This is a genomic window from Polymorphobacter sp. PAMC 29334, assembly GCF_019431245.1.
GTDB lineage: Bacteria > Pseudomonadota > Alphaproteobacteria > Sphingomonadales > Sphingomonadaceae > Polymorphobacter_B > Polymorphobacter_B megasporae.
Map to the genome: position 1 here is coordinate 481702 of NZ_CP080242.1, position 21211 is coordinate 502912.

Sequence of the window (21211 nt, forward strand, 5' to 3'; positions counted from 1 at the left end):
TATCGCTGATCACCGGAAGCCGCCCGACGCTCCCGGCCCCCGGCGCCGCTCCGCAGCCTGATCTCCTAAATCGCTCCCCTGCCTGCTTTCGTAAGCGCTGTGCTGACCCCGCCTTGTTGACGACGTCATAACGCGCGAGTCCTGCTGGTCCCTGGGGCTGCCGGTGCTGATGCTATGATGATGTCATGTGACGATGCTAGCTCGATGGGCGGTCGTGCGGCGCGGATTGAGGTTTTCACCGGCACGAGGCGGCGGCGACCCTGGTCCGATGATGAGAAGGCGCGGATCGTTGCAGAGAGCTATGCCGGCGACGGCATCACCGTCTGTGACGTGGCGCGCCGCAACGGCATCTGCCCCAGCCAGCTGTTCACTTGGCGGCGGCAGTTGCGCCGTCCGGTGGAGAGCGCCGAACCGCTATTGTTTGTGCCGGCGATCGTCGAGCGTGAAGCCGCTCCGGCGCCGCTACCGGCACAGCGGCAGCAGCGTCGCCGATCAGCTCGCCGCGGCAGTAGCCCAGGTGAGCATGGACGGCATTTCGGTGCGGATCGGCCGGGGCGCTGACGCGACTCTGATCGCTGCTGTACTCGATGCGCTGAAGGGCAGCCATTGACGGCGCTGGGGCCAAGCGGTGCGACCCGCGTGCTGGTTGCCACGCGGCCGGTAGATTTTCGCAAGGGGATGGACGGGTTGGCGGCGCTGGTGACAGCCCAGCTCGGCGGCGATCCGTTCTCGGGTGTTGTCTATGTGTTTCGCGCCAAGAAGGCCGACCGGGTAAAGCTGGTCTGGTGGGACGGCACCGGCCTGTGCCTGATGGCCAAGAAGCTGGAAGCCGGCGCCTTTAGTTGGCCATCGGTGCATGACGGCATGATGCGAGTGACCGCCGCCCAGCTCGGCGCGTTGCTCGAAGGCCTGGACTGGCGCCGCGTGCATCAGGCAAGGCGCACGCGAGTACCGCAGATCGCGGGATAACGCGTTGTATCTGCGGTAGATTGACTCGGCTTTCCGGAAGTCCTCGACGCGCGTGCGCGCGCGTGATTCACTGCCCCTATCATGCTCGCCGCAGCTGATCTCCCCGACGATCCAGAGGTGCTCCGCGCCATGATCGTCGCCGCCAACGCCAGGACGGCGCTGCTTACGGCGGAGGTCGAGCGCATCAACGCCGACGTGGAGTTGAGGGCGATCGCCCAGGCCGAGGCCGATGGCGAGATCGCGCGGCTGAACAGCATCATCGCGGCCTTCATGCGCCACCGCTTCGGACCCCGTTCGGAGAAGCTCGACGACGACCAGTTCGAGCTGGTGCTCGAGGATCTCGGTATCGCCATCGCCAAGGTGGAAGCCAAGCTCGATGCCGCCAGTTCGGCCAAGGCGCGGGCCGAGAAGCAGCGCCGTACCAACCGCGGCCAGCTGCCCGCGCATCTCGAGCGCGTCGAGCAGCTGATCGACGTCGACAGCAAGCAGTGCGCCTGTTGCGGCGGCGACCTCCATGCCATCGGCGAGGACGTGGCCGAGCGTCTCGACAAGGTTCCGGCAAGCTTCCGTGTATTGGTAACGCGTCGCCCGCGCTATGCTTGCCGGTCGTGCGAAGGCGAGGTGGTGCAGGCGCCAGCACCGCCGCGGATCGTCGAAGGCGGGCTGCCGACCGACGCGCTGGTCGCCCAGGTGCTGGTCTCCAAGTACGCCGACCATCTGCCTCTCTACCGCCAGGCCCAGATCTACGCCCGTCAGGGCGTCAACCTCGACCGCTCGACGCTGGCCGACTGGACTGGCCGGGCTGCCTGGTGGCTGACCCGCTGCGCAACCACCTGCTCGCCGTTTTGAAGCGGGGACCACGGCTGTTCGCCGACGAGACGACGGCACCGGTGCTCGATCCGGGACGACGACGTACCAAGACCGGGCAGATCTGGGCGTATGCGCGGGACGACCGGCCATGGGGCAGCGCCGATCCGCCGGCAGTGGCATTCATCTACGCGCCCGACCGGAAGTCCGAGCGGCCACTGGCGCATCTCGCCGGATTTAGCGGCATCCTGCAGGTCGATGGCTATGCCGGTTACAACAAGCTCGGCCGCCGCAATGACGTGGCGCTGGCGTTCTGCTGGGCCCATGTGCGCCGCAAGTTCTTCGAGCTCGCCAAGGCCGACGCCTCACCAACAGCCACCGAGGCGCTGCAGCTGATCAAGGCACTCTACGCCGTCGAGGACGCGATCCGCGGTCAGTCGCCGGACATGCGCCGGTCGGTTCGTCAGGAACAGAGCCTGCCGATAATCATCGCCCTGCACCGGTTGCTGACCGCGCGGCTCGGCCTGGTCAGTGCCAAGAGCAAGCTCGCCGAAGCGATCCGCTACGCGACCACGCGCTGGACAGGCCTGACGCTGTTCGTCGACGACGGCCGCGTCGAGCTCGACAGCAACATCGTCGAGCGCGCCATCCGGCCTATTGCCCTCAATCGCAAGAATGCCCTGTTTGCCGGCTCCGACGATGGCGGCGAGAACTGGGCCGTCATCGCCAGCCTCATCGAGACTGCCAAGATCAATGCCGTCGATCCGCTCGCCTGGCTGACTGACACCCTCGAGCGCCTCGCCCGCGGCCACTCCAGCCAAAACCTCGATCAGCTCATGCCCTGGAACTTCCGCAGCTAAAGGGCCTCAAAACATCGCTTACCTGCTTTCGGCGGGACGAGAGTTAGCATACTCCGGTTTCGGAACAGAGGCGGAACGGATTGGCATCGGCGCTCTGCCCTTGGCTTCAACATTTATTTACGAACGTTGACAAATCGATGGCGATTATGGGCGCGCGATTTTATAGTGATACCGAATTTCCAGAAGCGAACGCGACGTTCCGACGGTCCTGCCCAGACAAGGGTCCAACAGTCGCCGGCAGGTAGCTCAACGATGCGGTGGATATGTCGGACTTCGATTTGGCGGACAGTCCCGGGCGCGCGATGCACCAGTTCGCTATTCCAGGCGCCACTCGATAGGGCGTGGAATACCTCCTCAACATAGCCGCCAGCCAGGATCTCGGTCTCAAAGCCCCATGGGTGATCGTGCGGATTGGCGCGCGGTGCCTTACGCCGGAAGTGATGAAGCGTCTGACCGTTGTTGAGGTGATATCTGATGAGTGACGGCGAAAGCCGCTCGACGCGGGTGATCTCAGTCCCGGCCGGGACGCGCTCTCGGGCGGCAGGAGCTACTCGCAGTCCCATCGCACCATATCGAGCTCCGGCCTCTGCATCGTAACGATTCGCGCCATATCAGACTTATGCAGCTTCGCCCCCTGCTTCAGCTTATCGCCAGCGTGGTGCACCTGAGCAGCTGGCAGGCGCGGTCGAACGCATTACCTTCCACGACACAGAGAATGGCTACTGCGTCCTTAGGGTCAAAAGCCCGTGGACATCGCCACTGCCATTTTGATTTGTAACCATCTGAAGTTATGCCGAAAACCTTTTACTGGCGGGTTTAGATAGGCGCCGCTCTGCCGCCTTTCTGCGGACATATCATTTGAGGATTACAAGCTCTTGCCTCAAATTTGGAGGGGGTCCCACTTTAACGCCGATTCGAAGGGCTGCTGTTTTCAAGGTGCGGTTCGTTCGAGATGGGGCGGGAGCTGCCAACAGACTCCCGTCAACGAATGTCAGCTTCCCAGGTCCGTTGCGGGAAGCGGTCAGTCCGTTAACGGCCGCATGTCTACCGCAAGCTCGAGATGCGGTTGTAGCGCAATATCTGCGTCAACCGCTGATCGCACATCCTGCCGCGGCCGCCGAGCGGCTCGCCATTTGCCATGCGACGTGGTCCTCGGCGGCCAGGGAAAACACGGAGCGCTGGGCAGCCTGCGTGACTGCGTCGGTCAGCGAGCGACAACGCCGCGCCTGCGCCCATGGGCTATTGTCGTCGGAGAGGATCGTAAAGTCGCTTGAGAACCCCGGGAGGTAGCGAACGGTGAACACGTCGCCGGGTCCTGGGTAACTCGTGGCGTTGTGGGGTGGGTAAACGTTGAAGTCGTCGTCTTCGAAGCTCGTCGCGGCCGTTCGCCCGTCGGAGCCCCGAAGCATGACGTGATAGCCGACCACGTCATGGCTATTATATTGGGTGCTCGTCGCATAGCTGCCGGTGACCGTCGCCGCGGCTACCGTCCCGAACCGATGCAGCAGGCGGTTAGCCAATGCGGTGCCGAACACCAGGTTGGCGACGAGCGCGGCGACCACCGGCAATCCCAGTGCGATGCGGTTTGGTTGCGAACGCACGCTACCGTTAGTGCGAGTGAGTATTACTCCGACTGCGATCGGACCGAATATGCCGGCGAAGAGCATGAAGAAGCCGTGGCGCAAAATCAGTAGCGTCAAGTGTAGCAGCAAGTCGGTCAGAGGCGATGCGCTTGCCGACGGATTCGCTGGTGGCTGCCAACCGATGTCCGGGTTCAGAGCGGATGCCCGCTCGTCGAGCGACACCCATTTTGCCGTGGTCCCGGGCGCTACCCAAGGCGGCGAGTTTACCGTCGCCCCTGCCGCCTTGAGTGCGAGCGCATCGAGCAAGTAGCGTGCCTCGAGTTGCCCTGGGTTGGAGAGTTCAGCCCCACGGGCATCGATCACCGCCAGGTCTGCGTCATGCCGGGCGACGATCACCAAAGCGCTCGACCTGATCAACGCATCGTCGCCGCCGCTCGTCATCGCGGTCGAAGCGCCGGTGTCGCCGCTGTGCGGCTGTCGATCGAGCTGACCCTGCGCAGTCTGTCGATCGGCAAGATGATAGAACGAAAGCGTCGCGAATCGTGGCGGCGCGTCAGCCGACCGGCCCTTTGGTCGCGCTTCCCACCGGCAGGTCGACATGCCCGCCGCGGGGTAGTTGCTCCAGCTGTCCAGCACTCCGCCGGTACCGGCAAACAGCAGCGGCTCGAGGTCGAGGTTGCTCAGTAGTTGGCACGCATCGGGATCCGGCCGCAGATCAGTCGGAGCAGGGGCTGCAGCGACGATCAGCAGCGCAAGACAAGCGGCCGAACACGGGGCTATCGTTGAGAATTTGACTTGTGCCATCGAGCGAGGGGTGCGGCGTAATGGCAAGGACATGGGACCACTGTGATGACGGTGTTATTCCCTACACACCAGCACCGACGATGGCTTGTCGTTTCGATAGGACGCTGAGAAATCTGGCCATTTTTCGTTGCCGCTCGGCGGATGATGGATAGCCGTGAAACGATATGAGGTGATCGGCAAAGATGAAATCGTACAACCTTATCGTGTACGCCATCCTGGTCCTTTACGCAATAATTTGCGGCAGTCTTGCGCCGGCCCAAATTGGTCCTTGGTGGGAGCTAGCTATCACGACTGCATATTTGGCCGCTGGGTGGTACGTTGCGGGACGCTACCCCGTTTCGGCAATCTGACGACGGTTGGCAGGTACCTCGAGGCCGGATTGGTCAGAGCAATATCCCCATCTTGAATCATCTCGGTCAGAAGGAGGGATGTGAAGACCTAGGTCATCGACCCGATCTCAAACACCGTGTCACCGTCGAGGGTTTGAGGCTTATCTTGAGCCGAGGCACCATAAGTGATTATCCGGCGACCGTGTTCGTCAACCTCGCCTACCACGATGCCCAGACCATGATGCTGGACGTCGATGCGATCCAGAAGGATTTGCCGAATTTCTAAATCCGGGGGTGTCGTCCAGACATCTGGAAGCATCACGGAAATTATCGTTGTGCCTGCGCACGAACAGGCCGACTGGTGGCAAGATTAAATAATAGGGCGAAAGTCAGCTTCAGCATCATCAACCCCGGAGCGGTGCTCGACAAGCTTTTTATCTCAAGCTGCTATCCGCACCTCAGAATCATACGCGGTGCTATCCACGATTGCGTCACACTGTTTGATTCCGCCGCCCCGCGCCTTGACGGCGCAAAGCGCCTGATCGGCGCTGGCGACAAGTTGGCTGAGATCGGATCCGTGCGTCGATGACAGCACGTAGCCGATGCTCGTCGCGATCTGGACGGTATGGCCCGCGATGCAGAACGGTTCGGCGATTGCTTTAGCGACGCGCGTCGCCAGCGCCTTGACCTCGTCTGCGTTCTTTGCCTCGGTCTGCACGATGACGAATTCGTCGCCGCCGATCCGTGCGGCAAAATCACACTCGCCGATACTGCCGAGCAGGCGATCGGCGACGGCCTTTAGCAAGGCGTCGCCAACCGGATGGCCGAAGCAATCGTTGACCGGCTTGAAGCGGTCGAGATCGAGACAATGAACGGCGATGATATCGGCACCCCCGGCCGCGTGCACGAATTCGTCGTAGCGCTCGCGGAGCGACAGCCGGTTGGGTAGACCGGTCAGGTGATCGCGGCGCGCGAGCAGCGAGAACGAGCGGCGCATGGTGATGTCTCCGGCCGCGCGCCGGTACCGCGCCGACATTGACTGGATTGCACCACCGACGAAGAGCGCGGTGAGCAATCCAAGCACCACGTGCGTGGCGTCGGGCGTCGACCACGTGACAATTATGGTCGGGACCGTGGCGACAAGTAGGCTGGGAACACTGATCCACGGTCGCAGTGACACGCCCGCGGCGACTCCGGCCCCGTAGCCGAACAGGAGGCCGATGATCGCTGCATTCGATGATCCCGGACCGGCCATCAGTGCGGCGGCGCAGAATGCGCCGAATATCCCGGCAAAAGCGAGGTAAGCGCCGCCGAAGCGCCGCTCGAGTGCCCGGGCGCGGTCGGTCGTCAGACGCGCGTCGGCCAATTGGCGGCGGTAACGCAAAAGCACCGCGATCCGAGCCAGAGCCGCCAAGGTGCCAAGTGACACCAGCGACGCCAGCACCGTGCTGCCGGTCTGAAACACGACCAGCGCGCCGATCGTCAGAAAGGATACCGCCATGATCGTCGTCGGCACGAGCGTCAGAAACAGACTGCGCACGAGATCGATATACGTGTCGTCGGGCAGCCTGAATTTAAATGTGGCCACGAGGAATACCAATGCGTTGACGGACAATACTCACGCACAGAAGCTAATATCGTGTGAAGGGCACCCTGTGCCAACAATGCCATTCGATCTCGAGCGCGGACTGGAGGCATCTGCCCAGACTGGCTAACTGCGCGGGATAAATGACGTCAGGCCCGCTGGGATCCCCAGGCCGACGCGAAATATGGCCCGAAGCACCGGGCCTCGCAGGCGCCAGAGCGCGGCAGCCTGCGTTTGCGATTCATTAGTACGGTAAAGGTGTAAAGAAATCCGACAGTATGATGACAAATCAATGCGATTGCCGCTTCCCCAACTAATGTCTCTGGATTAACCGCCTGTTATTCTTCAACTTGTTTTCTTTACGATGATGTTTAGGGCTCGCGGCCGCAATTGGCACGGAGCTTGCTCTGCCCCCCGAGAGCCAATGATGGTTCTGGAGAGACACGATGAGCCTAAAGTCCCTGATTGCCGGCGTGCTTGCTCTAGGCACTGCCACAGTGGCTGACGCCACCGTCATTCTCACGTCAAACTTTGACTCGCTCGCGCTTAGCACCGGCAGCTACACGACCGTGTCGTCGATCGAGGGTTGGACAAGCACGACAAACGGCATCGAAATCCAGAACCATGCTGCCGGAGCGCCGTTCTCAAGCCCGAACCTCGTCGAGCTCGATACCTTCGCCAACAGCTCGATGTTCCATACTCTCAGTGAGGGGACTTATCTCGTCAGCTATTACTACTCGCCGCGCCCGGCCATTGGCGCTGCCTCGAACGGGATCACGCTGTCGATCGGCTCGACCGCCCTCGACACTGTGACTGGCACCGGCGGCAGCGACACGATGTGGACGCTTCGCAGCGTCAAGTTCGCCACGACCGGCGGCGCGCTGACCTTCGCAGCGACCGGTACATCGGACTCACTCGGCGGCTATCTCGACAACATCACGATCGCTGCAGTGCCCGACGCATCGACGTGGATCCTCATGATCGCGGGCTTCGGGATGGTCGGAATCGCCGCGCGCCGCCGCGCGCTGCACACCGTGGTCGCCTGACCCGCGGATCAACCGCACCCAAGGAGCCGCGCTCGCGGCTCCTTGGGTGCGGCCGGCGCATCGACGGGCATTGCGCTGAACGAACAGCTACTTTCGGTGGCGCGAAATGCTCACCTGTGTTTCCGACCCTGGGGCCGCAGCCACCCTCGGATCCGCGACTTGTCGAACGGCAGCTATGCCGCGTTCGATGCCCGAAAGCTGACAGGTTGCAATCGGCTCCGATGCCGCCCCAGCACCGTGGCCGCGGCGAGTAATACCAAGACTCTTCGATCAGAACGCATGCGCCCACGTCCGCAGTCCGAGCGACATGATCTGCCATGGCTGATCGGTGAGACAGTTCCAAGCGAAGCAACAATGATCGAGGATGTCATCGTAGGATTTGAAGATGCAGTTCGACAGCCAGTTGTCGCGCATAAACTGCCAAACGTTTTCGACCGGGTTGAGCTTGGGGCATTTTGGCGGGAGCGGCAAGAGGGTGATATTGGCCGGAATGACCAGCGCCCTTGAGCCGTGCCAGCCCGCCTGATCGAGGAGAAGCACGGCATGGGCGCCGCATGACACGGCGGCCGCTATCTCCGCGAGATGCAGCGTCATCCCCTCAATAATGCAGCGTGGCAGGACCAGACCGGCGCCTTTGCCCTCGGCCGGGCAGATCGCGCCGTAGATATACGCCGACGTGGTGTGCTGGTCCTTGGGCGCCGATGGCCGGGTCCCGCGCTTGGCCCACCGGCGCGTGATGCCATTCTTCTGGCCGACCCGGGCCTCGTCTTGCCACCATAGTTCTATAAGTGTGCCGACTGGGAGCGTCGCTTCGATCGCTGCCAGCTGGGCGGGGAAGTCTTTTTAAAAACGTCGATGGCATCGGCCCCTTGCGCATGATGCCGGAGCCGGGCCGTCAGCTTGCGGTAGCCCATGGCGCGCAGATCACGGCTCAGGGTCTGCTTGCTCACCGACACGCCATAGTCGTCGAACAGCCACTGGATCAGGCCGACGATCCGCCAGCGCACGACCCCATGCGAGGCCGGGATCGGGCCTTGCTCGATGATCGCACTTAGCGCCTGCTTATGCTCGGGAGCAAGTACCGGGCGCGGACCACGCGCCTTGCCATCCAGCAAGCCATCAGGGACTGGGGCATTGAACCGCAAACCCAATCCCGAACCGACTGCAGACCAGCACCACCGACTCGCGCCGCTTCTTGCCGCGCACCGCCATCGTAAATCACCGCCAGCGCCAGCAACCGCGGAACCTCGTTCGCGTATCCGCTCAGTCGCGCCTGCCGCCGAAGACCAGCCCCGTCAAAGTCGTCCCGAAGCCCAACCGCCGATGCCACCGCAAACCTCCCACTGCATGCGATGTTGAATCAAATCTTGCCCTGCTTGGGGATCCCCCGCGTTGAGTCAGAGACAAAGGGATCTAGGCTCAGGACCTATTAAAGTGCTTGCGGAGACGGTGATCGGTTGATTCAATGGCGGCGCTGAGGAGGCGTCGTGATGAGTGATCTGATTTGGTTGTCCGAGGCGCAGATGCGTCGGATCGAGCCACATTTTCCGTTGTCGCACGGGGTGCCGCGGGTCGATGACCGCCGGGTCATCAGCGGGATCATCTTCGTGATCAGGAACGGCTTGCGCTGGCGGGATGCGCCTGCGGACTACGGTCCGCCCAAGACGGTCTACAACCGCTTCATCCGCTGGAGCCGGCTCGGCGTGTTCAACCGCATCTTTGCAGCGCTGGCGGCCAAAGGCGGCAAGCCTGACCAGTTGATGATCGACGCGACCCACCTGAAGGCGCACCGCACCGCTGCCAGCCTCCTCAAAAAGGGGCTCTTCCCCGATGTATCGGACGGACTAAGGGCGGCCTGAACTCGAAGCTGCACGCGGTCTGCGACGGCCAGGGCCGGCCGCTGGTCATGCTGCTCACCGAAGGGCAGACCAGCGACTACAAGGGCGCAGCGCTGATGCTCGACGCCCTGCCGAAAGCCAAGGCGATGCTCGGCGACCGGGGCTATGACGCCGACTGGTTCCGTGATGCACTGATCGCCAAGGGCATCGCTCCCTGCATCCCGTCAAAGGCCAACCGCAAAATCGCGATCCCCCACGACCGCGCCCTCTACCGCCAGCGGCACCGCATCGAGAACATGTTCGGCAGGCTCAAGGACTGGCGGCGCATCCACACCCGCTACGACCGCTGTGCCCACACCTTCTTCTCGGCAATCGCAATCGCCGCCACCGTCATCTTCTGGCTGTGATCAATGAGTCCTGAGCCTAGTATAATTTCGGACTTGGCTTTTCCGCAAGGGGAGCGAGGGCAACGACAGCGGCAGCGAACGTAAGCATGACACCGTTATACTCTGTTCGCCAATTTCTGTAATCGGGGCGGGAGCCGGCGCCGATCCGCGGCTCTTCGAATGGCAGTCATTCCGCGTCCCATGCCAAGAAGCCGACAGGCAGCCACCGGCCCTTATTAGTCAATGTTACACGAAGTTTTCTCCACCGAATAATTGGATACTCCCAAGTTCATAGCGCTGACGAGTCGTCAGTTGCCCGCTCAAGTCAAGTCTAGCCTTGCAGCTTGCGAACCGCGCAATTGCTCGAAGATACGCGTGCGGCGCGGCTGGTGATGAGGGCGAAGAGGTCCAGAATATTAAAACAGCTTTAACTCGACCAACCGGACCTGCTTGCCCGACTGCGGGCGAAGCACGACGCGCACTTGGCTAGTCTGGAGCGCCGGCCAGCGGATCGAAGTTACGCCGTTCGCAAGGGGCGTTGTCCCTGCGATGAGCGGGATCGCCCGCCACGCGCCGCCCCGCCAGAATTCGAGACGATAGCTCGCCGGAGCCGCAAACCGCCTGTCGTCGACAAAGAATGCGAGTTCCGCCGATCCGACCGCCATAACCCGCCCGAGGTCGACCGCGAACCACGCTTCCGTTGTTCCGGCTTCCACCTCCCAGCCGTTCGGACTCTCTCGGAAGAACATCACGCGACCGTCGACCGCATCGTGCACCATCTTCGGGGAGGCCTCGTTCGACACACTTGGCTTTGGGAACTGGCCTCGGATCAGTTCGACTGCGAGATCGACGGGTCGTGCGATCAAAACGGGCGCGCGGCGCGTCAACGGAATGGCGATCCGCGCCAGCCGCGGTGTCGATGCCTCCAGTGCGCCGTCGACATATACCGCCAGTCCGACCGTACCACCGAAGTGCTTGCCGCCTCGGTCGTAGGCCACCGTCACCAGATGCCCGTGATACGGCACGTCCTGCGCGATGAACCAGCTCATCGGTGCAAGGTCGCTGGCATCATCCGACGCAAGCGGGTCGATCTCCAGCACATCGTCCTCGCGCGGCCGGATCCCTACTACCCCGCCCAAGATAAGGTCTTCGAAGCCCGAGTGAAAATAATGGTGGCTACGCGCCAGCCCGACGATCGGCTTACCGGTGGCTGGGTCGTAGTCCTCCTCGATGTCGAGGCGGTCGCCTTGAAAATGTAGCCGCGCATACTGGCGCAGCAGTCGTAAATAGTCCGACCGGGTAACCCCGTGCTGTCGATAGTCACGGATCAAGTTGCCCATGGCGAGCAGCAGCTGTGTCGTCTGGAACGGCCAGACCGGACCGTTCCACTGGCATTCGCGCAACCCCGTCAGCTTGTCGTACCGATACTGGTGCATGTAATATTCGTAGCTTGGCTCGACCGTGCGAAGCCCGAACGGTGCACCAAGCTCGGATGGCGACAGGTGATGCCACGCCGCGCCGAAGCGCGCCTCGTCCGCCGGTAGCCCGAAGGTCCACGGCAGGTAACCGACGAGTTCGCGGCCGCGGATGGGATTCCATTCGTGGACTGTGTCGTTGTCGACCTTATAACGGTCGATGAAGTGGTCGAGAGCTGGACTCCAAAGCGATGCCTCGACATGTATCCGCAGGCTGGCCGCGCGGGCTGCAAACTCGGCGGCGGTCGCTTGATCGCCCGCAAGAGCCGACAGCTGCGAGATGGCCCGTGCATTGGCGAACATATAGGAATTGATCGAGGGCCGGAACGCTTGGCCTCCAGTAAAGCCGTCGAGTCCGCCCGAGGCGTCGATCGAGGCAATAGTATATTCGGTGGCGTCAAGCAGTGGCTCGATCCAATAAAGCTGCCGAGCAAAGTCGAAGCGTTCGTCCCACAATGCATAGGTCTGGCGCATCACAGTGAGGTGACTGGCGGCACCGGCAAGGTCGCCGTCAACGAGAAAGCGCGCGTAGGTCGCGTCGGCGATTGCCTCGCTGAAGTGGCGGTCGTTGCCGCCGCGCTCATAAAGGAAGTCGATATAGTCGTCGGCATACCGCCGGTTGCGCAGCCACCGACCCTCGTAGATGTGAAAGCCCGAAGCATCGTTGAGGCTGGCATACGGCTCGCGTTGCCAGCCAACATCGTCGAGGAACTCAGTGGTGATAAAGCCAATGGCTCCCAGATCGCGCTGGTGCGCGCGGTACACCGCCCAGCGGTAGTAATATACCGAATCAAGCGTGGTGTCGGACGAGGCGAAAAGCGGAATGTTGCCGCGGTACCACGCGGCATCGTTGCCAAAGTGGGCGATCAGCACCGATTCCTCGTCTAGTCTCGGGGACGACTGGCTGAAGGGTGCCGCGGCGATCGCGAACAGCGTCATCACGGCCAAGATTGTGGTGCGGATCCCGATCGTTAGAGTTTCCGCGCGCGTCAATCTGCTCACCTCCCGCGTGCCGCTTTCGGCATTCCGCCTTAGCATAGCGTGATAAATTAACATCACCCATCAATTTCTTGTCCGAGTAGTTATGACTTTCTACTTGTTCTTGCCCCTTGTGCGTTCTAGCTCCTGTCTAAGTAATAGCGTGCAAGCCGGTTGAACGGTGGCGCGGCCATGGGGAGATTTTGAATGATCGACAACCGGCTCATGAGGTCCGTTTCGACCTTGGCGATAGTGGTCGTCGCCACGGCCGCTACCTCTGCCGTCGCCCAAACCACTGGAAGCACCACCGATACGGCCCCCTCGACATCGGTCAGCGATGCTCCCGGCGCCACCAGTGGGCGCACTGACTCGACCGCTTCTGCCGCATCCGGAGACGATGATATTATCGTCACCGGTGTCCGTGCCAGTTTGAAGACCGCACAGGCGATCAAGCGCAATTCCACTCAGGTCGTCGACTCGATCGCGGCCGAAGACATCGGCAAGTTACCTGATAATACGGTGTCCGACGCCCTCCAGCGCGTCACCGGCATCCAGGTGACGCGTGCCAGCGGCGAGGCGACTTCGGTCCAGCTGCGCGGGTTGCCCGACATCGAATCCTACATAAACGGCCGGGAAATCTTCACCGGCACCGGTCGCGGCGTCGCCCTACAGGATATTCCCGCCGAACTGGTTGCGGGCGTCGACGTCTACAAGACCAGCACCCCGGACCAGATCGAGGGCGCCATCGCTGGCTCGATCGACATCCGCTTACGCCGTCCGTTCGACCTGCCGGGTTTGCAGGTCGCCGGCGGCGGGCGCGCCATCTATGGCGACCAGGCCAAGAAGTGGAGCTACATTGGAAGCGGCCTCGTCAGCAACCATTGGACGAGCAAAAGCGGCCAGGAGTTCGGCGTGCTCATCGGCGCGTCGTACAATCGCCGAAAGTATGAGGATCAGACTGCCTTCAACTTCGGATTTAACACGTTAACCAGTGCAGCCACTGGCAACGTCCCGTTGCTGATTCCCGATACCGTCGGCGGACAAGTCACCGATGGCGACCGCAAGCGCATCGGCGGCAATGTCTCGCTGCAGTGGAAGCCGACCCCGAACCTCGAGATCTATGCCGACGGCCTGTTCACCGGCTACCGGAACGACTTCGACACTGACTTCTTCGTTGGGCTGCCGAAGGCCGGCGACGTTGTCTCGACGACGGCACAGCCGGGCTCGGTTGGGTCGGAAACCGGTGTCGGCGTCGCCTCGACGATCACTACGCGCAACAATTTTACGATCAGCAGCGAGCAGACCTTCAAGCAGAAGACAGACGGTTATCAGGGCAACGTCGGCGCTCGCTGGCACCTTGGTGCAGCGACTGTGTCGACCGAATTTACGTATGATTACAGCAAAGTTCTGAGCCAGCAATTCGTCCTCGACACCGCTTATGTCGTTCCGCAGATCAATTACAACTTCAACGCTGGACGGACGCCCAGCCTCAACTTCAACGGTTTCGACTACACCAATCCGGCGGTGCTCAACCTCAACACATTATTCGATAATGCAAACGAGGCGACGAGCAAGCATTACGCCTGGCGCGGCGATGTAAATTATGACATCGGATCCGGGTTCCTGCGCAACTTCAAGGTCGGCGCGCGCTATTCGGACCGTAGCGGTAATTCGGCCGGCACCAACGGCACCGGTTTCCCGCTCGGCTTCCTGCCCGGCTCGCAATTTCCCGGTTTTTCGAAGAACTCCGCGAACAGCATCATCGACGGACGGCTCGGCGTTGATGACTTCGCGCTCGCCAGCAGCAGCTTCATCCGTAACAATATCGGCGAGCTGCGGACCATCGCCGGCCTGCCGCTTACCGGCCACGCATTCGATCCAGCCCAGTCGTTCAGCCTGAAGGAGCGCGTCTATGCGGTCTACGGCGAAGTCGGCTATGGCTTCGACGTTGGCTCGGTACCGATCTCGGGCGTCTTCGGCGTTCGCGCCGTTAACACCGTTACCGGGCTGCAGGCGGTTCAGGTCAACACCGACAACACCGGCGCGACGAGCTTGTCGCCAATCAACGGCCATCGCAACGACCTCGATCTGCTCCCGAGTTTCACGCTCAAGGCGCAATTGCTCGACAACGTCGTTGGGCGTGTCGTCGCTGGCAAGTCAATCCTACGTCCGCAGTTCGCGCAGCTCAACCCGGCGACCAGCCTGACCCAGCTCGGGATAACCGGCGGCGCATTCGGCAGCGGCAGCGGCGGTAATGCCAACCTCAGCCCGGTCAAGTCGAACAACCTCGACTTGACGCTCGAATGGTACTTCTCGAACACCGGCTCGATTACGGTCGGCGGTTTCTACAAGCGCCTCGACAACTACATCCAGACCTACGCGTCGGAGGAGACCTTCAACAATTCAGTAGGTCTGCCGCAGACATACCTGGTCGCGCGTCCGCGCAACGCCGGCAAGGGAACGCTGAAGGGCATCGAAGCTGGCTATCAGCAGTTCTTTGACTTCCTTCCAGGTCCGCTCGCCGGCTTTGGTGCGCAGGCGAATTTCACCCTTGCCGACGGCAAGGTCGCGGCACCACCGACTGCAACCGGCGCCTCTGGCGGCGACCAGGCGATCACCTCGACATCGAAGTACAGCTATAACCTCGTCGCGATCTACGAGAAGTACGGTTTCTCTGCGCGGCTCGCGTACAATTGGCGTTCGAAGTACGTTGATAGCTACTCGACTTCCTACGCCGGTGGCCGGATCGTCGTATCCCCGCTCAAGTATCTCGACTTCTCGGCGAGCTATGCGGTCACCGAGGCGATTACGCTTACCGTCGATGCGACCAACCTGCTCAAGGAAACCTACCACGATAACTTCGGGACGACGTCATACGAGCCGCGCGATACGCGTCAATACGACCGTACCTTCGGCGCGGGCGTTCGCGTTCGTTTCTAGTCGGGGGACTAAGGCGGGGGCGAACGGAGCCTGATATGACTTCGAAGATTGGCCTTTGGGCGATGATGGCAAGCAGCCTCATTGCGTGCGCCGCTTTTGCTGCCGAGCCCGAAATGCTGGGCAACGTCACCCCCGTCCACGATCCAGCGATCATCAAGGCCGGCGATACCTATTACGTCTTCTCGACGGGACAGGCCGCCGACGCAACCGGGGTGATCCCGATCCGGTCGTCGAAGGACCTCGTCAACTGGACTTTGAGCGGCAAGGTCTTCGACGCGATCCCGTCGTGGGCAACCGAGCAAATCCGCGGCGTAAAAGGGCTATGGGCTCCCGATATTTCGCAGATTGGTGCCACTTATCGGTTGTATTACAGCGCCTCGACGTTCGGCAGCAATCGTTCGGCGATCGGGCTGGCGACCGCAACGACGCTTGACCCGACAGCTCCCGGTTACGGCTGGAAGGATCAGGGCATCGTCGTCTCGTCCGACCGCAAGGACGACTATAACGCCATCGATCCGGCGCTGTTCGTCGATACGGACGGCAGCCAGTGGATGGTTTTCGGCAGCTTCTGGACCGGCATCAAGCTAGTCCGCATCGATCCCGCGACCGGCAAGGCCTCGACCACCGACCCGGCCGTCCACGCGCTCGCCCGCCGGGGCCGGCCTGACGCGATCGAGGCACCCTACCTCGTTCACCGCGGCGACTATTACTATCTGTTTGCCTCGTTCGATTTCTGCTGCAAAGGTGCGGCGAGTACCTATTACACCGCCGTCGGGCGGTCGAAGGCGGTCACTGGGCCATATGTCGACTACGTTGGCAAGCCGATGCTCGACGGGTTTGCGCAGATCGTCCTCCACGGCGACCTCGACAAGACCAAGCGCTGGAAGGGCCCGGGTGGCGGTACCGTCCTCCACGACGGTGACAAATGGTACATCGTGCACCACGCCTACGACGCCCAGAACAAGGGCATTCCGACACTGCAGGTGACACCGATCGGATGGACTGCAGACGGCTGGCCCGCACCGCGCTGAGGGTTCGCGCGCTTTAAAGCGTATGACCCAGCCGTCCTAGTAGTCCGCGACCGGCCAACCATCCGCACCCCAGTTCAGGGGCGCAATGCGCAGCGTTGGCGCGCCGTGGTTCTGCTTATCGTAGGCGTGATAGACGACATAGTCCGTGCCGTCGGCATCGTGCAGGAACCCCGGGTGACCGGGACCGCGGAAGCGCTCCTTCTCCTGCAGATCGGCGCGAAGGAAGATCGTGCCCTCGCCGTCGATCAGCTTGCTGCCGTCCTTGCCGACATACGGCCCGCGGATATCCCTCGAGCGGCCGACGACGGTGTAATAGGTGCTGTTCACGCCTTTGCAGCAGTAATCGTACGAGGCGAACAGGAAATAATAGCCGCCATGGTCGATTATGAACGGCGCCTCGACCGGGGCAGGGGCGTCGGCAGGCGCGTGGCGGCGGGCAATCGAGAAAGGCTTGGTGGCGGGATCGCGCGGCTTGCCAGTCTTGGGGTCGAGCGCGAACAGCTTGATGCCCGTCCAGAAGCTGCCAAGTGCCAGCCAGTGTTTGCCCTGACGATCGATAACATGGTTCGGGTCGATCGCGTTGAAGTCGTCGCTTTCCTTCGACATTAGGACCATGCCCTCGTCCTTCCAGCCGTAGCCGGGGGCCTTGGGATCGAGGGTCGGACTGGTAAACAGGCCGATCGCCGAGCGGTTCGAGCCGAAGGTCGAAACCGCATAGTACAGGTGGTAGCGGCCACCCCAGAACGAGATATCCGGAGCCCACATCTCCTTGGTGCCGGGTACCGCCGCGAGCGCCCAATCGGGGAGTTTCGTGAACAGCGGGGCCTGCGCAGTCCAGTTGACCAGGTTGGGCGAGGTCTTCGACGAAAGGTCTTGGCCCGCAGTCCCGGTGCCGAATACGTAGTAGGTGCCGCCCTCTCGGATCAGCACCGGGTCGTGCGTCGGTACGAGGTCGCCAGTCAGTCGGTCGTTGAGCTTTATCTGTGTAGACGCACTGCCGGTCCCGACCAGCAGCAGGGCGGCAAGCGCGCCCCGGACGAAGTTGCGGTTCGGCAAGCGGACTCTCCCTAATTATCGTCTGCCTGAGGTTAAGTCAGCGCAGGTCGAGCATCACCACCGACTTTGGCGGCAGCTTCACGGTCAACATGCCGTTCGCCAATCGAGCACCATCGAAAGCGACCGGTTTGACCGCCGCCGGCTGCTCGACACTATTGAGCGCGTTCATCGCAGGCGAAGTCAGGACCTGCCCCCCGACGCCGGTCGCGGCCGCACCGGCAATCGTTGCCGTAACCGTCACCTCTTTGTTCGGGTCGAGATTCGCCAGCCCGACATGAATCTTGCCGTTCGTGTCCCGCACTGCTGAAGCACTGACCGCCGCCATCGTCCACTTATCCTTGCCGTACCACGGTGACTTAAGCTCAATCGGTAGCACCGTCGCGCCCATCCACGGTTGGTACATGGCGAAAACATAATAGGTTGGGGTCAGCACCATTTTGTCGTCCTTGGTCAGGATCATTGCCTGCAGGACGTTCACCATTTGCGCGATCGCGGCCATTCTCACGCGGTCGGCATGGCGAGCGAAGATGTTGATGTTGATCGCTGCGACCAGCGCATCGCGCAGCGTGTTCTGCTGTTGCAGGAAGCCCGGGTTGGTCCCCGGCTCGCCCGAATACCAGGTTCCCCACTCGTCGACAGCCAGCCACGTCTTCTTTTGGGGATCGACCTTGTCCATCTCCGCCGCGTGCCTGGTAATAAGCTCGTCCATCCGCCCGGTCTCGGACAGCGTCTCGGCCCAGCCGGCCTCGTCAAACTGAGTGGCGGATGCGCGCGGCGGCCAATGGCCGGGGATCGTGTAATAGTGCAGTGATACGCCGTCGACTTGCTTGGCGGTCTCGCGTGCCATCACCGCGGTCCAGTTATAGTCGTCGGTGTTGGCACCGCTGGCGATCCTCAGGATCTTGGTGTCCGCAGGGGCCTTGATGAAGGTCGCATAGCGCCGCGTCAGATCGGCGGCATATTCGGGCCGCATGTTGCCGCCGCAGCCCCATAACTCGTTGCCGATGCCAAAGAACGGCACCTTCCATGGTGCCTTATGGCCGTTCTTGGCGCGTTCCTCAGCGAGCGTCCCGGCGGGGGAGGTCATATACTCGACCCACTCGGCCATCTCCTGCGGCGTGCCGCTCCCGACGTTGCCCGAGATATAGACGTCGGCACCGATCTGTTCGGCGAGGTCCATGAATTCGTGGGTACCGACGGTGTTCGGCTCGGTGACGCCGCCCCAATGGGTGTTGATCTTGACCGGGCGCTTGTTGCGGGGACCAATGCCTTCCCGCCAATGATACTCATCGGCGAAGCAGCCACCCGGCCAGCGGATCACCGGCACCTGCAGCGCGCGTAGGGCGCCGACGACGTCGTTGCGGAAGCCGCGCGTGTTGGGGATCTTCGAGTTCGACCCGACCCACAGCCCGCCATATATCCCGGTACCGAGATGTTCAGCGAACTGCCCGAAGATCTCGCGGTTGAAGATTGGACCGGGCTGGTCGGCGTGTACGGTCAGGTCGGCGGTTTCGCGGGTCTGCGCGGCGGCAGGAGCGCCGCGTAGGGTCGTCAGCGTGATCGCAAGCGCGATACGCAGAGCGAGCCTATTCACGCTGACATCAATCATCGAATGCCTCCACGATTTCGCGCGTGCCGCTCAGGAAGGCGTCGGCAACGAGGCGCAGCGGCGCGGTATCGACTTCGCTGCGGTGCTCGTGGACCAGCGTCGCGAAGCGCTCGTATAGCGCCGGATACTCGCGCTCCTCAAGTTGCTGGATACCGGTCGGCAGGGTCAGCACCGCGCCACCCGACGAAAGCTTGCAGATGCCGCAATCCGTGCCGACGGTGATGTCCCAATTCTGCGGACCAGTTTGGCGCCAGTCGAGGTCCATGGTAATCTCGGTTCCCGCGATATCGCGAAAGGCGAGGTCTGCGGCGATCGGCGCGGCGCGGTTGGCGGGCAGCGACAGCGTTGCGGACTTGAGGAAGATCAGGTGCGGCAAGATATGCGTGACGATCGATAGCGCATTGATGCCGGGATCGAAAACGCCGAGGCCACCCGCCTCCCAGATCCATGCCTGCCCCGGATGCCAGACCCTGACGTCTTCGCGCCAGACGATCGACACCGACTTAAGTTCGCGTCCGGCGAGCCACGATTTGGCCGGCTCGACACCGGGTGCGAAGCGCGAATGCCAGCTGGCGAACAGCGTCACGCCTGACGTCGCCGCAATTCTCTCGAGCGCCGTTACTTCCGCCAACGTTGCGCCGGGAGGCTTTTCGAGGAACACGTGCAGCCCTGCTGCGAGCGCCGTGGCTGCGAGGTCGTAGCGCACCTGCGGCGGAGTACAAAGCGCGACCGCGTCGATCAGCGGACCGTCGGCGAGCAACGCTTCTAGGGTCTTATAATGTGGAATTCCGGGTTCGCCGGGATGATGCGGGCTAACCGTCGCCGTCACAATCAGGTCGCCGTTCCCGGCGATCGCGGGCAGATGCTGGTCGCGGGCAATCTTGCCCATGCCGACAATCGCAATGCGGATCGGCGTGATCAAAGTATCGGGACCGCACCGCTAGCGTCGGCTTCGGCGACCGCGAGCCGGTTGCGCAGCGGAAGGGTGAATGGCGGCGCCTCGATCTCGAAGACGTCGCCCACCTGCGTCCGCACCCCGTCGGCGAACGACAATGTCGCGGTGCCGAAGAAGTGGACGTGGACGTCGCCCGGGCGGCGGAACAATGGGTATTTGAAGTGGTGCGCTTCGAGGTTGGCGATGCTGTGCGACATGTTCGCCTCGCCGCTGAGGAACGGCTTTTCCCACACAACCGCGCCGTCGCGGACGATGCGGCTAGTACCCGAAACGCTGGCAGGGGGCGGGCCGACGAGGAGTTCGGGACCGAGCGCCGCCGGGCGCAGCTTCGAATGCGCCAGCCATAGATAGTTATGCCGCTCGGTAACATGGTCGCTGAACTCGTTCGCCAGCGCGAGGCCGAGGCGGAACGGCGTGCCGTCGGGGCCGATCAGGTAGATGCCGGCAAGCTCGGGCTCCTCGCTGCCGTCCTGCGCGAACGCGGGCGAGGTCAGGTCCCCGCCCGGTCCGACGAGGGTCGTGCCGTCGCCCTTGAAGAACCATTCGGGCTGCTGCCCGGTCTCGCCGGGCGCGGGCTTGCCGCCCTCGACGCCTTCGAGGAACATCCGCATCGAATCGGTCTGGGTCGCCGCTGCCGCCGCCGCGCGGTGCATCTGGTCGCGCCCCTCAGCCGAACCGAGATGCGTCAGCCCGGTCCCGGTCATCAGCAGGTGCGCCGGGTCGTCATGGTCGATCGGGGCGAGCAGCTCCCCTGCCACGAGTGCGGCCACGATATCGACCGCCGCGCCGGTGCCGCACGTCGCGACCATCGCCGCGAGGTCGACCCCGGCGGCGATTGCCCGCGTCGCCAGTGCACGGACTGTTTCGACGCCGATGACGAATGCCGCACCGTCGTCAGTTGCGGCGATCACCGACCTGATGCCGTTGGCGCTGCGATGCTGGAGGAGGCGCAGCGTCATG

General features: G+C 62.5%; 14 protein-coding genes and 3 pseudogenes. 8 read left to right on the forward strand and 9 right to left on the reverse strand.

Translation table 11 applies throughout. The annotated features are described in order from the left end of the window. Nucleotides 1-204 precede the first annotated feature (204 nt). The 4 genes and pseudogenes from KZX46_RS22645 to KZX46_RS02265 all read left to right on the forward strand — a co-directional run. Nucleotides 205-387 (forward strand): annotated as a pseudogene (locus KZX46_RS22645) (transposase); the annotation flags it as partial. A 55-nt stretch (nucleotides 388-442) separates the two neighbouring features. Next, nucleotides 443-610, forward strand: a complete 168-nt coding sequence (locus tag KZX46_RS22650; protein ID WP_226895918.1) for a hypothetical protein — start codon at nucleotides 443-445, stop codon at nucleotides 608-610. 5 nt (nucleotides 611-615) lie between these two features. Further along, nucleotides 616-969 (forward strand): IS66 family insertion sequence element accessory protein TnpB, encoded by a 354-nt coding sequence (gene tnpB / locus KZX46_RS02260; protein WP_370647442.1) that lies wholly within the window; start codon nucleotides 616-618, stop codon nucleotides 967-969. A gap of 81 nt (nucleotides 970-1050) precedes the next feature. Continuing rightward, a pseudogene (locus tag KZX46_RS02265) lies at nucleotides 1051-2636 on the forward strand (IS66 family transposase). 1085 nt (nucleotides 2637-3721) lie between these two features. On the opposite strand, the gene KZX46_RS02270 reads toward KZX46_RS02265, so the two are convergent. Then, nucleotides 3722-4660 (reverse strand): hypothetical protein, encoded by a 939-nt coding sequence (locus tag KZX46_RS02270; protein WP_216711521.1) that lies wholly within the window; start codon nucleotides 4658-4660, stop codon nucleotides 3722-3724. A gap of 1131 nt (nucleotides 4661-5791) precedes the next feature. Further along, nucleotides 5792-6940 carry a GGDEF domain-containing protein gene (locus KZX46_RS02275; protein ID WP_216711522.1) on the reverse strand — a complete coding sequence of 383 codons (1149 nt, stop codon included), beginning with the start codon at nucleotides 6938-6940 and terminating at the stop codon, nucleotides 5792-5794. 443 nt (nucleotides 6941-7383) lie between these two features. On the opposite strand from KZX46_RS02275, the gene KZX46_RS02280 reads away from it, so the two are divergent. Continuing rightward, nucleotides 7384-7983 carry a PEP-CTERM sorting domain-containing protein gene (locus KZX46_RS02280; RefSeq protein WP_226895816.1) on the forward strand — a complete coding sequence of 200 codons (600 nt, stop codon included), beginning with the start codon at nucleotides 7384-7386 and terminating at the stop codon, nucleotides 7981-7983. 270 nt (nucleotides 7984-8253) lie between these two features. On the opposite strand, the pseudogene KZX46_RS02285 reads toward KZX46_RS02280, so the two are convergent. After that, nucleotides 8254-9313 (reverse strand): annotated as a pseudogene (locus tag KZX46_RS02285) (IS630 family transposase). 160 nt (nucleotides 9314-9473) lie between these two features. Between KZX46_RS02285 and KZX46_RS02290 the strand changes: the two are divergent. Then, nucleotides 9474-10228 (forward strand): IS5 family transposase gene (locus KZX46_RS02290; RefSeq protein WP_219773741.1). Its coding sequence is split into 2 segments (ribosomal slippage): nucleotides 9474-9807 and nucleotides 9807-10228, totalling 756 coding nucleotides; the frame shifts between segments, so codons are not numbered across the junction. Between the two features lie 395 nt (nucleotides 10229-10623). Here the strand turns inward: KZX46_RS02290 and KZX46_RS02295 are convergent. Together KZX46_RS02295 and KZX46_RS02300 are read right to left on the reverse strand one after the other, a co-directional pair. After that, on the reverse strand, nucleotides 10624-12621 hold the full coding sequence (locus tag KZX46_RS02295; RefSeq protein WP_219774238.1) for a glycogen debranching protein: 1998 nt from the start codon (nucleotides 12619-12621) through the stop codon (nucleotides 10624-10626). A 179-nt stretch (nucleotides 12622-12800) separates the two neighbouring features. Further along, nucleotides 12801-13112, reverse strand: a complete 312-nt coding sequence (locus KZX46_RS02300) for a hypothetical protein (RefSeq protein ID WP_219773742.1) — start codon at nucleotides 13110-13112, stop codon at nucleotides 12801-12803. Between KZX46_RS02300 and KZX46_RS02305 the strand changes: the two genes are divergently transcribed. Together KZX46_RS02305 and KZX46_RS02310 are read left to right on the forward strand one after the other, a co-directional pair. Next, on the forward strand, nucleotides 13090-15600 hold the full coding sequence (locus KZX46_RS02305; RefSeq protein WP_219773743.1) for a TonB-dependent receptor: 2511 nt from the start codon (nucleotides 13090-13092) through the stop codon (nucleotides 15598-15600). The two genes, KZX46_RS02300 and KZX46_RS02305, sit on opposite strands and share 23 nt — an antisense overlap. Nucleotides 15601-15635: 35 nt before the next feature. Further along, nucleotides 15636-16631 (forward strand): arabinan endo-1,5-alpha-L-arabinosidase, encoded by a 996-nt coding sequence (locus KZX46_RS02310; protein WP_219773744.1) that lies wholly within the window; start codon nucleotides 15636-15638, stop codon nucleotides 16629-16631. A 36-nt stretch (nucleotides 16632-16667) separates the two neighbouring features. Here the strand turns inward: KZX46_RS02310 and KZX46_RS02315 are convergent, their stop codons facing one another. The 4 genes from KZX46_RS02315 to araD1 form a co-directional block, all read right to left on the reverse strand. Then, nucleotides 16668-17648, reverse strand: coding sequence for an arabinan endo-1,5-alpha-L-arabinosidase (locus tag KZX46_RS02315; RefSeq protein WP_226895909.1), 981 nt, complete (start codon nucleotides 17646-17648; stop codon nucleotides 16668-16670). A gap of 76 nt (nucleotides 17649-17724) precedes the next feature. Continuing rightward, nucleotides 17725-19296 carry an alpha-N-arabinofuranosidase gene (locus tag KZX46_RS02320; protein ID WP_219773746.1) on the reverse strand — a complete coding sequence of 524 codons (1572 nt, stop codon included), beginning with the start codon at nucleotides 19294-19296 and terminating at the stop codon, nucleotides 17725-17727. Then, a complete protein-coding gene (locus KZX46_RS02325; RefSeq protein WP_219774239.1) occupies nucleotides 19289-20215 on the reverse strand; it encodes a Gfo/Idh/MocA family protein in 927 nt (308 codons plus the stop codon). The genes KZX46_RS02320 and KZX46_RS02325 overlap by 8 nt, the downstream gene beginning before the upstream one ends. Beyond that, the gene (gene araD1 / locus KZX46_RS02330) at nucleotides 20215-21210 is read right to left on the reverse strand and encodes an AraD1 family protein (RefSeq protein WP_219773747.1); all 996 of its coding nucleotides are present in this window, start codon (nucleotides 21208-21210) and stop codon (nucleotides 20215-20217) included. The genes KZX46_RS02325 and araD1 overlap by 1 nt, the downstream gene beginning before the upstream one ends. Between the last annotated feature and the right edge of the window lies 1 nt (nucleotide 21211).